At 68.8% G+C, this 14,239-nt stretch carries 18 protein-coding genes; 9 read left to right on the top strand and 9 right to left on the bottom strand.

What is annotated here, in order from left to right; all coding sequences use genetic code 11:
* The first annotated feature begins 120 nt into the window (after positions 1–120).
* The 3 genes from EAF64_RS19250 (at position 121) to EAF64_RS19240 (ending at position 3,891) form a co-directional block, all read left to right on the top strand.
* A complete protein-coding gene (locus EAF64_RS19250; RefSeq protein WP_129070609.1) occupies positions 121–1,704 on the top strand; it encodes a methyl-accepting chemotaxis protein in 1,584 nt (527 codons plus the stop codon).
* A gap of 45 nt (positions 1,705–1,749) precedes the next feature.
* The gene (locus tag EAF64_RS19245) at positions 1,750–3,054 is read left to right on the top strand and encodes an amidohydrolase (protein ID WP_129070608.1); all 1,305 of its coding nucleotides are present in this window, start codon (positions 1,750–1,752) and stop codon (positions 3,052–3,054) included.
* Positions 3,055–3,186: 132 nt separating this feature from the next.
* Positions 3,187–3,891, top strand: coding sequence for a hypothetical protein (locus EAF64_RS19240; RefSeq protein WP_129070607.1), 705 nt, complete (start codon positions 3,187–3,189; stop codon positions 3,889–3,891).
* A 50-nt stretch (positions 3,892–3,941) separates the two neighbouring features.
* Here the strand turns inward: EAF64_RS19240 and EAF64_RS19235 are convergent, their stop codons facing one another.
* Complete coding sequence (locus EAF64_RS19235; RefSeq protein ID WP_193767772.1) at positions 3,942–4,874, bottom strand: type IV pilin; 933 nt, start codon at positions 4,872–4,874, stop codon at positions 3,942–3,944.
* 114 nt (positions 4,875–4,988) lie between these two features.
* On the opposite strand from EAF64_RS19235, the gene EAF64_RS19230 reads away from it, so the two are divergent.
* Together EAF64_RS19230 and EAF64_RS19225 are read left to right on the top strand one after the other, a co-directional pair.
* Positions 4,989–6,266 carry an adenosylhomocysteinase gene (locus EAF64_RS19230; RefSeq protein WP_129070605.1) on the top strand — a complete coding sequence of 426 codons (1,278 nt, stop codon included), beginning with the start codon at positions 4,989–4,991 and terminating at the stop codon, positions 6,264–6,266.
* Between the two features lie 42 nt (positions 6,267–6,308).
* Positions 6,309–7,094, top strand: a complete 786-nt coding sequence (locus EAF64_RS19225; RefSeq protein ID WP_129070604.1) for a class I SAM-dependent methyltransferase — start codon at positions 6,309–6,311, stop codon at positions 7,092–7,094.
* Here the strand turns inward: EAF64_RS19225 and EAF64_RS19220 are convergent.
* Positions 7,086–7,448 carry a DUF5658 family protein gene (locus EAF64_RS19220; protein ID WP_129070603.1) on the bottom strand — a complete coding sequence of 121 codons (363 nt, stop codon included), beginning with the start codon at positions 7,446–7,448 and terminating at the stop codon, positions 7,086–7,088. The two genes, EAF64_RS19225 and EAF64_RS19220, sit on opposite strands and share 9 nt — an antisense overlap.
* A 127-nt stretch (positions 7,449–7,575) precedes the next feature.
* Here EAF64_RS19220 and EAF64_RS21225 point away from each other — a divergent pair, with 127 nt between their 5' ends.
* Positions 7,576–7,743: a hypothetical protein gene (locus EAF64_RS21225; RefSeq protein ID WP_193767771.1), complete on the top strand. Its 168-nt coding sequence runs from the start codon at positions 7,576–7,578 to the stop codon at positions 7,741–7,743.
* Between the two features lie 27 nt (positions 7,744–7,770).
* Positions 7,771–8,667, top strand: coding sequence for a winged helix-turn-helix domain-containing protein (locus tag EAF64_RS19215; protein ID WP_129070602.1), 897 nt, complete (start codon positions 7,771–7,773; stop codon positions 8,665–8,667).
* Here EAF64_RS19215 and EAF64_RS19210 read toward each other — a convergent pair.
* The 4 genes from EAF64_RS19210 to EAF64_RS19200 form a co-directional block, all read right to left on the bottom strand.
* Entirely contained in the window at positions 8,664–9,245 is a 582-nt protein-coding gene (locus EAF64_RS19210) for an NADPH-dependent FMN reductase (protein ID WP_129070601.1), read from the bottom strand. The two genes, EAF64_RS19215 and EAF64_RS19210, sit on opposite strands and share 4 nt — an antisense overlap.
* A gap of 59 nt (positions 9,246–9,304) precedes the next feature.
* A complete protein-coding gene (locus EAF64_RS19205; protein WP_129070600.1) occupies positions 9,305–9,493 on the bottom strand; it encodes a hypothetical protein in 189 nt (62 codons plus the stop codon).
* Positions 9,478–9,615 (bottom strand): hypothetical protein, encoded by a 138-nt coding sequence (locus EAF64_RS21220; RefSeq protein WP_193767770.1) that lies wholly within the window; start codon positions 9,613–9,615, stop codon positions 9,478–9,480. Before EAF64_RS21220 ends, EAF64_RS19205 begins: the two co-directional genes overlap by 16 nt.
* A 174-nt stretch (positions 9,616–9,789) precedes the next feature.
* Positions 9,790–10,686, bottom strand: a complete 897-nt coding sequence (locus EAF64_RS19200; RefSeq protein WP_129070599.1) for a DMT family transporter — start codon at positions 10,684–10,686, stop codon at positions 9,790–9,792.
* Between the two features lie 113 nt (positions 10,687–10,799).
* Between EAF64_RS19200 and hjc the strand changes: the two genes are divergently transcribed.
* Positions 10,800–11,330: a Holliday junction resolvase Hjc gene (hjc, locus tag EAF64_RS19195; protein ID WP_129070598.1), complete on the top strand. Its 531-nt coding sequence runs from the start codon at positions 10,800–10,802 to the stop codon at positions 11,328–11,330.
* Here the strand turns inward: hjc and EAF64_RS19190 are convergent.
* Complete coding sequence (locus tag EAF64_RS19190) at positions 11,327–11,938, bottom strand: SWIM zinc finger family protein (protein ID WP_227739067.1); 612 nt, start codon at positions 11,936–11,938, stop codon at positions 11,327–11,329. The genes hjc and EAF64_RS19190 overlap by 4 nt on opposite strands.
* A 201-nt stretch (positions 11,939–12,139) precedes the next feature.
* Between EAF64_RS19190 and EAF64_RS19185 the strand changes: the two genes are divergently transcribed.
* Complete coding sequence (locus EAF64_RS19185; RefSeq protein ID WP_193767769.1) at positions 12,140–12,346, top strand: DUF7472 family protein; 207 nt, start codon at positions 12,140–12,142, stop codon at positions 12,344–12,346.
* Between the two features lie 26 nt (positions 12,347–12,372).
* Here the strand turns inward: EAF64_RS19185 and priL are convergent, their stop codons facing one another.
* Positions 12,373–13,473, bottom strand: coding sequence for a DNA primase regulatory subunit PriL (gene priL, locus EAF64_RS19180; RefSeq protein WP_129070597.1), 1,101 nt, complete (start codon positions 13,471–13,473; stop codon positions 12,373–12,375).
* A gap of 61 nt (positions 13,474–13,534) precedes the next feature.
* Complete coding sequence (locus tag EAF64_RS19175) at positions 13,535–14,200, bottom strand: DUF7139 domain-containing protein (protein ID WP_129070596.1); 666 nt, start codon at positions 14,198–14,200, stop codon at positions 13,535–13,537.
* Positions 14,201–14,239 lie beyond the last annotated feature (39 nt).

The following is a 14,239-nucleotide window of genomic DNA, read 5'->3' as shown; positions in this document are numbered from 1 at the left end:
CGGACCCGCCGGCAATTGCTTTTCGCACGCCGCCCCGGCCGTCGGATCGCCGCGAAGATCGTTATCAAGCGCGATACTGCCGGAGGAATCGACTTATGAGGCGCAAGATCACGAAAGTACATGGCAAACGTACTGGATAGACTCTTTCTCTCGCTCCCCGATCCGGTTCGGGAGCGGCTCTGGGGAAAATTCGCGTTCGCCCTCGGCACGGTCGCGGTCCTCTCGGTCGTGCTGACAGGGGCACTCGTCGTGGTGTTCGACCTGCCATGGGTGCCGCTGCTGTTGCAGTGGGCGATCCTGATCGGGCTGGCGACCGGCACGAGCGTCTACGTCGGCGCGGACTTCATCGGGCAGATGCAACGCGTCGAGCGAAAGGCCACAGCCATCGGGCAGGGGGAGTTCGACACCCGGGTGACGACGCCGCGGAGAGACGAAGTGGGGGAGGTCTTCGACGCGCTGGCGACGATGCGAGATAAACTCCAGGACCGCATCGAGGAGGCCGAGCAGGCGACGGAGGCCGCCCAGCGCGAACGGGAGAAAGCCGAGACGTTGAGCGCCGAGGCCGAGCAGCTGAACGACCACCTCGAACGGAAAGCCGGGGAGTTCGGCGAGACGATGGCGGCCTGTGCCGACGGCGACCTGACCCGACGGCTCGACCCCGACGGCGAGAGCGAGGCGTTGACCCAGATCGCCACGGAGTTCAACGCGATGATGGACGAGATCGAGGCGACCATCCTCGATCTGCGGGCCTTTACCGACGACGTGGCGGCCGCGAGCGACGAGGCCACGGCGGGCACCGACGCGGCCCGCGAGGCCGGCTCGGAAGTCAGAGGCCACATCACGGACATCGCGGACGGTGCGAGCGAGCAGGATCGGAAGCTCCAGTCCGTCGCCGACGAGATGAGTCAGCTCTCGGCCACCGTCGAGGAGATCGCGGCCACCGCCGACGAGGTGGCCGACGTGTCCGACCGCGCCGCCGAGGCGGGCGACCAGGCCAGGGCGGCCGCCGAGGACGCCGTCGGCGAGATGGACCGCATCACCGCACAGACCACCGCCGCCGTCGACGAGGTCGAACAACTCGACGGGGAGATGGCCGAGATCGACGAGGTCGTCGGCATCATCGAGGACATCGCCGAGCAAACCTCCGTGCTGGCGCTGAACGCCTCCATCGAGGCCGCCCGCGCGGGCGAGGCCGGCTCCGGGTTCGCCGTCGTCGCGAACGAAGTGAAAGACCTCGCTGAGGAGACCCAGGCGGCGACCACGGAGATCGCAGAGCGCGTCGAGCGGATTCAGGACCGGACGGAATCGGCCGTCGAGGGCATGCACGAGACCAGCGACCACGTCGAGGAGGGGATGGAGACCATCGCGACCGGCCTCGACTCGCTGGAACGTGTGGCCGAACTCGTGGCCGACGCCAACCAGGGGATCCAGGAGATCGACGCGACGACCGACGAGCAGGCCGCCCGCACACAGGAGATCGTCGCGACCGTCGAGGAGGTCGCCGACATCAGCCAGCGGACCCGGGAGGAGACCGACGCCGCGACAGAGGCCGTCGACCGCCAGCAGGAGACCCTGGAGGCGGCGACCGGGACGGTCGAGGGCGTCGCCGACCGGACCGACGAGTTGCGGGACATGGCCGACTACTTCCGGGTCGAGGGCGACGCCGAGCGTGCGACGCTGGCGGCGGACGGTCGGGGCGACTAGCCCCGAGTCCCCGTCTTTATGTCGTCCGGCCGCGGACGCCCGAGCATGACGACGCTGCAAATCGCGGACGGTCGCGTCCTCCGCCCCGACCACACGGTCGAGCGGGCGGACGTCCTCGTCGACCAGGCCAGCGGCGAGATTCTGTCGGTCGAACCCGAAGGCGAGGGAAGTACCAGCGCCGACGACACCCTCGACGCCGACGGCGGGTTCGTGATCCCGGGGCTGGTCAACGCCCACACTCACGTCGCGATGACGCTGTTGCGGGGCTACGCCGACGACAAACCGCTGGACGCGTGGCTCCAGGAGGACATCTGGCCCGTCGAGGCCGAACTCACCGCCGAGGACGTGCGAGCGGGCACGCGACTCGGCGTCCTGGAGATGATCCGCTCGGGTACCACCGCCTTCGCGGACATGTACTTCTTCATGCCCGAGGTCGTCGCCGCCGTCGAGGAGTCGGGGATGCGCGCACTGCTCGGCTACGGCTCGATCACCGTCGGCAACGACGACGACGCCGCCCACCGGGAGATGCGGGACGGCCTCGACTTCGCCGAGGGCTACGACGGCGCGGCCGACGGCCGCATCTCGACGGCGTTCATGCCCCACAGCCTCACCACCGTCGGCGAGGAGTACCTCCGGGAGTACGTCCCCGAGGCCCGCGACGCGGGGATCCCGATCCACTTCCACGCCAACGAGACTGTTAGCGAGGTCGACCCGCTGGTCGACGACCACGGCGAGCGCCCCCTCGAATACGCCGACGACGTCGGCATGCTGGCCGACACGTCTTTCCTGGCCCACGGCGTCCACACCGATCGGACCGAACACGAGTTGCTGGCCGAGCGCGACACCGCCGTGATCCACTGTCCGGCCTCGAACATGAAACTCGCCAGCGGGATGGCTCCGGTCCAGGCCATGCGCGACCGGGGCGTGACCGTCGGCCTCGGCACCGACGGGGCGGCCTCGAACAACGACCTCTCGCTGTTCGACGAGATGCGCGACGCCGCCATGCTCGGCAAACTGGCGGCCGACGACGCCAGCGCCGTCGACGCCGATGCCGTCGTCGAGATGGCCACGCAGGGCGGCGCGGACGCGCTCGGGATGGCCTCCGGCCGGATCGAAGCGGGCGCGAACGCCGACCTGGCGGTGCTGGACCTGGACCAGCCCCATCTCACGCCGGATCACGACCTCGTGAGCCACCTCGCCTACGCCGCCAGCGGATCCGACGTGCGCCACACGGTCTGTGACGGTCAGGTCCTCATGCGGGACCGGGAGGTGCAGACGCTGGACGAAGACGCGGTGCTCGCGGACGCTCGCGAGCGCGCCGCAGCCCTGATCGACCGCGCGGAATCGTGACTCGACGCGTGAATTAAACGACCAGTACGGTTCGTGAACGTTCTGCCGGCAACTGCTGGCGTTTTAGATCGCAGTGAAGTAACTGAACGGGAATCCGGGTTTATGCGGGTCTCTCGCCTGGATACGGGTGAGATGCAATCGAGACAAACACTGTTCGCACTCGTGTCCGTTGTACTGCTCGCCGGTGCGGCGCTGGGTCCGGCCGTGGCCGCCGGCTCACCGACCGCCGTGGCGAGCGGGGCCGCGCTCGCACAGGACGACACCACTACCAACGAGACGGCCACGAACGAAACGGACGGCAACGAGACCGATCTCGACGAAACGGACGGCAACGAGACCGATCTCGACGAAACGGACGGCAACGAGACGGCCACGAACGAAACGGACGGCAACGAGACCCAGGTCCCGTTCGGTCAGCTCGTGTCCGCGTTCGTCGAGGACGCCAAGAACCGGCTGAACAGCACGAACAGCACGAACAGCACGAACGCGAGCGACACGCCGCTCGGCCTGCTGGTCGCGGCGTTCGTCACGGAGAACAACCCCGGGAACGCGCCCGACCACGCGGGCCCGCCGGACCACGCCGGTCCCGGCGGTGACAAGAACATGAGCGAGCGACGCGGCCCGCCCGAGGACCGCGGCCCGAGCGAGGACAGGCGACAGGGCCCACCCGAGGACCGCGGCCCGAGCGGTGACGACGAGGCCGACACCGAGAACGACGGCAACGGCGGTGGCGGCGGCGGTCCGCCCGCGAACGCCGGCGGGAACGGCGGCGGTGGTAACGGCGGCGGGAACGGTGGCGGCGGTCCGCCCGCGAACGCCGGTGGCCCCGGTCGGTAGGCCGACACTCTTCTGACGCGCAGATTCCACACGCAGGTTGCCGAGGCGAGTCAGTCCGACTCGGAGACGGCGACGTTCCGGTACGCCGAATCGTGTGACCCGCAACTGATCCCCTCGTTCCCGTCGCAGTCGTTGACGACGATCAGCGAGTCGGCGTCGCCGAGGTTGTTCGTATCCCCGTACACCTCGCCGATGGGGACCTCGTAGCGGGTCCAGCCGTCACCGGTCCTGTAGTACGACCCGCCGTAGTCGCTGACGTTGACACCCCAGTTCTGGACGCCCGAGAGCCGGACGACCCGGCCGCTCTCCTGCCCCGTACCGGCGTTCTCGAACCCGATACCGTGGATCGCGCCCTCCGTCGTACTCCTGAACTCGAAGGTCAACACCGTGTCCTCGGTGACGGTGTAGTTCTTCTCCACCAGTTGCCACTTGTTGCCGGTCACCTCGATCCGCCGTCCGTCGTCCGAGACCGTCGTCGTCGCCGACGGGTCGTTGTAGTTCCCGCCGAAGTCACCGAGCGAGCCGGCGTCTGCGGTGATCAGTTCGCCGACGATCCCGTCGGCGATCCAGAACTGCCGGGTGTGCAGGACCGCGCCGCTCGCTTCGTGGACGACCGCAACCGCGAGTTCGCCCTGGATCACGTCGTGGGAGAGGCGATACCGGTCACCGGCGGTGATCCGGTCGTCGTCGCCGCCGGCGACGGTGGTGAGCGACGACAGCCTGACGCGACGCGCGTCGTCGCCGTGGCGCAGGACCACGACCGTCTCGGCCGCCGGCAGGGCGTTTCCGGCGGTGTGGACGAGCGTGAGATTCGCCGCGGAGACGGAGGAGGAGAGCGACGCCGTCGTCGGGTCACGGGTCGTGTCCCCGGCCAGCGAGAACCCGAGGACCGCGACGACGCCGACCAGGACGACGCCGACCGCGACGAGCAGCAGGCTGCCGATCACCTCCGACTGCCCCCGGTCGCGACCGAAGTTTCGCATATCCGAGTGTTGGCTTCGCATTCGGTAATCGTTTTGGTCGGTCACGATCCGTGAGCCACGCCTTCACCGGCCCGGTTCGGCAGCGTTTTGAGTGTGCTGGCTAACTGTGGAGCAATGACTGCGCCGATCAGCGAGCGGCTCGACGACCCGGAGAGTGCACGGGAAGAGGGCCGCCGGAAGATGGACTGGGCGCGCGAACACATGCCGATCCTGGCCTCGCTGCGGGAGGACTTCACCGAGGGTCAGCCCTTCGCGGACGAGGTGATCGGGATGGCGATGCACGTCGAGGCCAAGACGGCCGTCCTCGCTGAACTGCTGGCCGAAGGCGGTGCCGAGGTCGCCATCACGGGCTGTAACCCCCTTTCGACCCACGACGACGTGTCCGCGGCGCTGGACGCCCACGGGAACGTCACCTCCTACGCCGAGCGCGGCGTCGACGACGACGCCTACTACGCCGCGATGGAGGCCGTGATCGAACACGAACCGACGATCACCGTGGACGACGGGATGGACCTCATCGCCGCCATCCACGAGGACTACCCCGAACTCATCGACACTATCGTCGGTGGCTGTGAGGAGACCACGACCGGCGTCCACCGCCTGCGTGCGATGGACGACGACGGCGCGCTCGAGTACCCGGTCTTCGCCGTCAACGACACGCCGATGAAACGCCTGTTCGACAACGTCCACGGCACCGGCGAGTCCGCACTCGCCAGCATCGCCATGACGACGAACCTCTCTTATGCCGGCAAGACCGTCGTCGTCGGCGGCTACGGGGACTGCGGCCGCGGCGTCGCCAAGAAGGCCGCCGGGCAGAACGCTCGCGTCATCGTCACCGAGGTCGACGCCCGGCGCGCCCTCGAAGCACACATGGAGGGCTACGAGGTCATGCCCATGCACGAGGCCGCGAAGGAGGGCGACGTGTTCGTCACGACGACGGGCAACCGCGACGTGATCACCGCCGAAGACTTCGAGGTCATGCAGGACGGCGTCTTGCTCGCCAACGCCGGCCACTTCGACGTGGAGATCGACCTCGTCGCACTGGAGGAGATGGCCGCGGAGGTCACCGAACCCCGGGAGGGCATCGAGGCCTACGTCATGCCCGACGGCCGCGAACTCAACGTGCTGGCCGAGGGGCGTCTCGTCAACCTCGCGACGCCCGTGGCGCTTGGCCACCCCGTCGAGGTCATGGACCAGAGCTTCGGCGTGCAGGCGGTCTGTGTCCGCGAACTCGTCGAGTCCGGCGAGGCGTACGACGCCGGCGTCCACGACGTGCCCGACGCTCTGGACCGGGAGGTCGCGGAGATCAAACTCGACGCGGAGGGCGTGGCTTTCGACGACCTGAGCGAGGCCCAGGCGGAGTACATGGGCTCGTGGCAACACGGGACATAGACGGCCGGTCGATTTTTCGGGTCGCCCTGCGAACCGGCAGGTATGGACGACGGTGCCCGGAACCGCTGGAACCCGGACGACTACGACGACGACCACGGCTTCGTCCACGAGTACGGCGAGGGGGTGGTCGACCTGCTCGACCCGAACCCGGGGGAGCGCGTCCTCGATCTCGGCTGCGGGACGGGTCACCTGACCGCCGAGATCGGGTCGGCAGTGGGGCCACAGGGCGAGGTCGTCGGCATCGACCGGGCCGCCGAGATGGTCCGGGAGGCCCGGGAGACCTATTCCGACCCCTCCTTCCAGCGGGCCGACGCCCGGTCGTTCAGCGCGCGCGAACCGTTCGACGCCGTCTTCTCCAACGCCGCGCTCCACTGGATCTCCGACGTGGACCAGAACCGCGTGCTGGCGGGCGTGGCCGACGCGCTCCGCCCCGGCGGCCGCTTCGTCGTCGAGATGGGCGGTTCGGGCAACGTCGACCGGATCGTCACCGCGACGCTCGACGAACTCGACGCCCGCGGCTACGACGCGATCCACCCGTGGTACTTCCCGAGCGTCGGCGAGTACGCCCCGCGGCTGGAGACCCACGGGTTCGAGGTCCGCCACGCGCGGCTGTTCGACCGGCCGACGGAACTGGACGGCGGTGCCGAGGGCCTCGCCAACTGGCTCGGGATGTTCGGCGACAGCCTCTTTTCGGACGTGCCCGACGACGAGCGGGCAGCCGTCGTCGCGGCCGTCGAAGACCGCCTCCGGCCGGACCTATTCGACGGCGAGACGTGGACGGCTGACTACCGGCGACTGCGCTTTCACGCCGTCCGGGACTCAGAGTGAGAGTAGGGTCAGGGCGTTGAGCGCGACGGTGAGCACGGAGATGACGGCGAAGCCGGTGAGGACCAGTTCCGCCGGTCGGTCCGGGAGGTAGTGCCAGGTGACCACGAGGACGACCAGCGCGGCGAACTTCAGCAGGCCGATGCCGGCCTCGCCGTAGGTCGCCAGGAAGGCACGGGCGACCTGGTTGCCCTCCTCGAACCCGACCGAGAGGCCCGCCAGCGTCGTCACCACGTCGAACGCCGCCGCGACGATGATGACCGTCCACAGCACGGCGTGGGACTCCGGGAGCTCCCGCTCGAAGCGTTCGAGCGCGTCTGGACTGCTCTCCGCCGGCGACCCCGAGTCCGACCCCATCTACGGCCGAAGAGACCGGCCGGCCACATAACGGTCCCCGCAGTGTCGGCGCGTGAGTCGTTTGGGACGCCGCGTCGGCAGACAATTCATATCCGTGTAGTCCCTACCACAGGTGACGGCACCGACTATGCCGCTGATTCCACCGCAGACCGACGAGATTCGCGCCGAGATGTCGAAAGATCACCGCCGTTTGCTCCACTGTCTCGACTGTGGCGGGCAGGTCGTGGCGATCCGCCACGGCGGCTCCTGCATCCTCTGTAGCTCCGAGGCCGTCGTGATCGAGGAGTGGGACTAAGGCCCGCGACACGGAAACCCCGAATCGATGCCCGCACGTGACGACGGGGAGGACGGGGCCGCCGCCGACGCCCTCTCGGTGGTAGCCCACGAACTCCGCCTGGAGATTCTCCGAGCGCTCTGGGCGGCGGAGGGACACTCGCTCTCGTTCTCGGACCTGCGGACCGCGGTAGGCGTGCGCGACGCCGGGCAGTTCAACTACCACCTCTCGCAGTTGACCGGCCGATTCGTCGCCCACGTCGAGGACCGCTACGAACTGCTCTACCCGGGCCACCGGGTGGTCGACGCGATCCAGAGCGGCGTGTTCCACCGGGACCTCGCCGGGACCGAGATCGACGTACCAGGCACCTGTTCCGACTGTGCGGGGTCGCTCGCGTTCACCTACGACGAGTTCATCGCTCGAATCGAGTGTCTGGACTGCGGCGAGACGATCCTCGGGTACCCGTTCGACCCGGGCGGGTTCGAGGGCCGCGACGACGCCGGCGTCGTCCGGGCGTTCGACCGCCGGACGCGTCGGTACTGGCGCTCGTCGACCGACGGCGTCTGCCCGGTCTGTGCCGGCCCCACCGACGCGGAGTTGGTGGCCGACGCCACGACGCTCCAGGCACTGGATCGGTACGACAAACACTTCGCGAGCGACCAGCCCGCCATCGTGGCCACCGACTGTCGGCACTGCAGTTTCTACAGCTACGTCCCCAGCGGCGTCGTCGTGCTCTCTCACCCCGCCGTCGTCGGCGCGCTGTACGACCGTGGTGTGGACGTGCGTGACGAACGGCTCTGGACCCTGCCGTTCGTCGTCGACACCGACCGCGTCGTGCTCGCCGGGTCGAACCCACTCGAAGTCACGGTCACCGCCGGCCCGGACGACGACCCCTTGCGCGTCGGCGTCGACGCGGACGCCACGATCAGTTCCCTCGACGTCTAGTCCCCCGCGGCCGGCGCGGGCGTCGACGGACAGTCCGGGTAGGCGGCGACGTTGGCGTACGCGACGAGTTCACGTCCCAGTCCCGCGACGCGTTCGGCGACGGCCTCGTCGGCGAACGCCCCGTCGTCGGTCACCGCCGAGTGTGAGTCCGGGACCGCGACCTGCGCGGGGAGCGTCCACGCCTCCAGTGCCCGGCAGACCGTCCGGAGGTGTTCGAGCGCGGGCAGGGGGAACCCACCACCCGCGACGGCCAGCAGACCGACCGTCGTGTCCGCGAACTCGTCGAACCCGCAGTAATCCAGCGCCGTCTTCAGCGGCGAGGCGTAGGAGCCGTGGTACATCGGCGTCGCCAGCAGGGCGGCATCGGCCTCGCGGACCCGGCGGCGCAACTCCGCGGCCTCGCCGGCGTCGGGCCGGTCGGGGTCGAACGTCGGCAGCTCCCACTGCCGGAGGTCGAGCAGGTCCGTGGTCGCGCCCGCACTGCTTGCGGCGTCGAGGGTCCGTCCGGCGGCGATTCGCGTCACGCTGTCGTCGGCCTGACTTCCACAGATCGCGACGACGTGTGTGTTCTCGGTCATGTATCGAGTGTATCGAAACACACGCCACGTAGTGTGATAAGCGATTGGTGAAGCCGATTTCAGTAAAAATTCCGGTAAGTACGGATCGACGGTCGCTCAGGAACGGTCGGTCTCGATCTGACGGTGTAGGTGCCGTCGCCGGGCAGTTGGAGGTTGCGTCCGTAGTGGAGCAGGCCCGGGTGACAGACGAACTGGATCTCCAGGGGCCCGACGCTGTCGCCCGCCTCGTCGGTCAGCGTCGCGCGCACGTCGACCTCGGGGGGAAGCGGCCGGTTTCGCCCTCGGCGACGAGGACTTCGAGGTGGCAGTTGTCGCCCTCGGCGGGATCGTGCCACGCCAGGTCGCCGTCGACGAACCGGTAGAGACCCATCGGCTTCTTGCTGTGCGAACCCGATCGGGTAGTCGCCGTGCTCGGTCGTGTCGCCCGTTGCCGCGACGTCGTCGATCATGTGGCGCTCGTCGGCCTCGTCGGGGGGTTCGGGTCGGAGCGGCAAGAGCCGCCGGACAACGTGCAGGTTCGTTGTCGCTCGCTTGCGAGACGGGCCTACAGCGTGATGCAGATGGCCCCGACGACGACCATGGCCGCGCCGAGGACGACCCCGCGGGTCACCCGTTCCACGTCCCGGAGGAGGACGGCGGCGAAGACGGTCGTGAACAGGGGTGCCGTCGCCGCGAGCGAGTCGACGATGGCGATCCGACCGGCCTCCATCGAGAGCGCCGTGAAAAACGAGAGCAGGGCAACGGCCGTGATGAGCCCGCTCCCGGTGAAGTACGTGTAGGACGCACGGGGCGTATCGAGGGGGTCGGTGCCCCACGTGACGAGCGCGTAGGCGGCCAGCGCTACGAGCGCTGCGGTCTCGTTGATCGCGACGGCCTGCAAAGGGGTCGCGGCGGTGTCCCCGAACCCGAAGCGTCGGAGGACGTTGCCAGCCGCGAACACGGCTGCCGCGCCGACCGGGAACAGCAGGTCCCGGGGCTTCCACCCCATCACGTCCCCACCCTTGGAGTATGTCAGGACCACGAGTCCCGCGACGAGGACGACGATGCCGACGCCCGTGAGCGGGCCCAGCGGCTCACCGAGGAAGCCGAGCGCGAGCAGGCTCGCGAAGAGCGGGCGCGTGCTGATGCCGGCGCTGTTGATGCTCGCCCCGACCCGGTGGACCCCGGCGAACACGAGGATTCGCCCCATCGCGGTGCCGAAGAGGCCGGCGACCGCGAAGACGGCGACCAGGTCGACGGTCAGCCCGGCGAAGGGATCGGGCCAGGCGGTGATCGAAAGCGCCAGCCAGTACAGCACCGAGTCCACGACCACGACGACGATGGCGGCCTGGGTCGCCGTCCCGCCGGCGTCCATCCCGCGCTTGTCGAAGATCGGCCCGAGACCCCAGAGGACGGCCGGCAACAGTGCCAGCGCGTATACGACCAGCGGCGTTCCCGTCACCGACGATCCGCTCCTGTCACGGCCGCCTTTCCGAACGGCCGCCTGAAGTGGCTTCCGTTCACTTCCACCCCGCTCCCGTGTCCCTTTTGCCCCCACCCGGCCAAGCCGGGGGTATGTCCTCGAATCGGAAGGGTGACAGGCGCGAGCGCGAACTCGTCAACGCTCTCGACGAGTCCGGCTTCGCGGTGATGCGCGCGCCCGCCAGCGGGAGCGCCACCGAGCGCGAACTTCCGGACGTGCTCGCCGGCGACGGCGAGGCCTTCTACGCCATCGAGGCCAAATCCTCCGCGGGCGATCCCATCTATCTCGACGGCCACGAGATCGAAGCCCTGCTGTACTTCGCCCAGAACTTCGGCGCGAAACCGCGCGTCGGCGTCCGCTTCGACCGGGAAGACTGGTACTTTTTCCACCCCGGCGACCTCTACACGACCGACGGCGGCAACTACCGCGTCAAGAAAGAGACCGCACTCGCCGACGGCACCGACTTCGCGGAGTTCGTCGGCGACACCCAGAAGGTCACGCTCGCCGAGGCGGCCGCAGCCGCCGAGGACGACGAAGGAGACGGCGACGAGGCCACCCGTGAGGTTCTGTCGGCACTGGATCGGGGCGACATCTCGGTCGACGACGCCGTCGAGATGCTCTAGTCGACCACTGCAGCGTCCTCGACCTGCCGGAGTCGCGAGTAGGGAAACGCGTACACGCGGGGATCGTCGTTGCGCAACTGATCGCCGAGATAGACGGCCTCGACCACCAGATCGTCGGCCGGGTAGTCCTCGTTCGTGTCGTGTGCGGCCACGGACCTGCCGGTGGCCTCGATGACGTACTCGTCGGCGCGGTCGGGCAGGACCCGCCGGACCACGAGGGTATCCGCCGTCTCTCGGTCGACGGCCACGTCGCCGTCGTCGAGCCGGCAGTCCGCACACAGCGGGACGTCGGCGGTCTCGGGGACGAACGACTCGTGGCCACAGTGGGCACAGTCGGCGCGGCGCTGGCCGGGTGCGGGGACCCGCCCCTGTGTGATCTCGATGGCGACCCGGCGGCGGTGCTTGCAGTGTGCGTGTCGGAAGTGGTAATCCGGACAGGTACAGCGGTGGCCGGGTACGTCGACGGTGTAGGTATCGGCGTCGGTGTCGACGCGATAACAGCCGCCGCCGAGCGGCGTGACGGCCATCGGTTCGGTCCATGCGCGAACGGTGCGCTCGTCGCAGTCCCGAAGGTCGGGCGCGAGCGCGGTCTTGGAGGCTCGTGACATCGGCGATCAGGACGCTGCTAGTTTCCGGCGCGTCCGTCCGAAAGTAGGTGCCCGAACTACCTAAGTGATACGCCCGATCCGGCCGGAAAACGGGTCTGAGACGGCCTGTATCGTCGCATTCTGCCCTTCTCGAAGCGGGGGAAATCGCCCGCGTCCGGCGGCATCGAAGCCCTTTTGCACGGGCCGGTGAAAGCCGCGCACATGGATATCGAGCGGGAGACGGTCGTCGAAGCGGGCGTCTCGTTCGCGGCAGTACTCGTCTTCATCGCGGCCGTCATGGGCGTCGGCACGACGTTCGGGACCAACGGCAACCTCTCCGGAACCGGCGGTCTCGCCGTCCTCGGCGCGGTCGTGCTGTTCGTCGTCGTCATGACCCTCGTCGGCTACTGGCTCTCCTTCCGGGAGTGATCGCCCGAGTCGGTGACGCACGGCCGTTACCCCGCGTCGTCGTCTTCCTCGTCTTCCTCGCCGTCACGCCAGTCGACCAGTTCCTCCTCGTCGGCCTCCTCCAGCCGGTGTTCGTAGTAGTTCAGCGGGTGTGACTCGTTGATCACGTCCTCGCAGATGTCGTCTTTGTTCACGCAGTCGCCGTAGGACTGCATCGTCGCACACGCCGGCGCGGAGTACTCGGTGGGGCTCGTCTCCCCGCGGATGTGATCGACCTGGTAGCGCGTCGCCTCCTCGCCGAAGCCGGGGTTGACCTGAAACAGCTCGACGATCTCGTCGGTGCTCATCCCGATGCTCGTCAGGAAGGCGGCGATGGCGAAGCGGGAGTGGTGTTCGAGGTGTTCGCCCTTCTGGACCTTGTCGAGCAGGTGGCGCATACACGGTGGGAACAGGTCCGGAACCACCGTGTCGATGTCCCGCGTCAGGTCCAGATCGGCGAGGACGTCGCGGACGCGCTCGGTCTCGTCGTCCAGTTCCGTGGCGATGGCGTCGGGCACCGAGAGCGGGAGTCCGTCCTCGACGCGGCGGCGGACGGCCTGGCGGACGAGCAAGAGGAGTTCGTCCTCGTCGACCGGGACCTGCCCGTCGGCCAGGGGGCGGTTGACCAGCCGCCACTCGTCACCCCACTGGCCGGCCGTGTGTTCGAGGTAGGTTCCCACGTCCACCCGATACTCCCCGTCCTCGCCCGCGACCGCGTGAACGTGGCCGGACAGATCGAATTCGGCCAGCAGGTCCTGGCGGTCGAGCCGTTCGGTGCGGGTACTCTGGAACTCCGCAGTCGCGGTCAGTTCCTCGGAGAAGCGGTCGTAGGCCGTCACCGCCTCCGCGCGGGCGTAGCGGCGCAACAGGATGTGTTCGTCGACCAGCGACACCAGCACCCTGGCGACGGGATAGGAGAGCAACTCGACGCGGGTGCGGCGGTGTGGCTCGCCGACGGTGCCCTCGGTGACGGCCCACTCGACGCGCTCCAGGCCGCGCTCGACCGCCGCCGAGTCGCTGGCGACCAGTTCGGACAGATCGACGCCGGCGGTCTCGACCGCCTCCCGGGCGGCCGACAGAAACGGATAGCGGGCGTGGAGCGCCTTCATCGACGCCTTGGTTGCCGCCGGGTCCGAATAAACCCGACGGTCCGGAGAGTGAGTCGCCGCGTCACCGGTCGTGGCGGTGTTCGATTTCCGTCACGATATCGTCGTCCGTCTCCCCACCGTCGGACCGGTGGTCCGACGAGGTCCCGATCACGACGTTCTCGGGACCCCCGTCCGCCAGTTTCGACCGGTACGCCTGCAGTTCGGCGGGCGTAACTTCCATCCGGCGCGTCTCGCCACCCGTCTCGATTTCGAGGGTGACGGTGCCGTGGGGGTCGTTGCGCCGCCGGAAGTTCGCGACGGCGACGAAGACGTACCAGAGGGCGACGAACGCCCCGACGAAGTAGACGACGGCCGTCTCGAACACCAGTGGATCGGCGGCGTGGAACCAGCGCTGGGGGTAGGCGAGCGAGAACAGATAGACGCCGGCGACGGCGACGAGCGAACCCGCGACCACGCCGACCTGCTGGCGACGCTTCGAGGGCAGGACGGCGACGACCCCGAGCAGGACGGCCGGGCCGCCCAGCCCCGCGAGAACGCCGCCCATGTGTTTGGCGGCGATGGCGTCGGTGGCCCCGAGGAGGTCTCCGAGCGGCGTCGTCACCACGAGCAGGGCGGCGACGAGTGCGACCGCGCCCGACAGCGACACGGCCGCGCCCAGCGCGATCCGGCGTGGATCGCGCTTCCCGCGGTCCCGTCGGTCGGTGTAGGCCTCCGAGAGGCTCGGCATACGTTCGTATGGTCGCTCCACCTACAAAACGATGCGTCA

It is taken from the genome of Halorientalis pallida, from assembly GCF_004118325.1.
Classification (GTDB): domain Archaea; phylum Halobacteriota; class Halobacteria; order Halobacteriales; family Haloarculaceae; genus Halorientalis; species Halorientalis pallida.
Note: the sequence above shows the minus strand (reverse complement) of the source record. Positions and strands in the feature narration are given on the sequence as shown.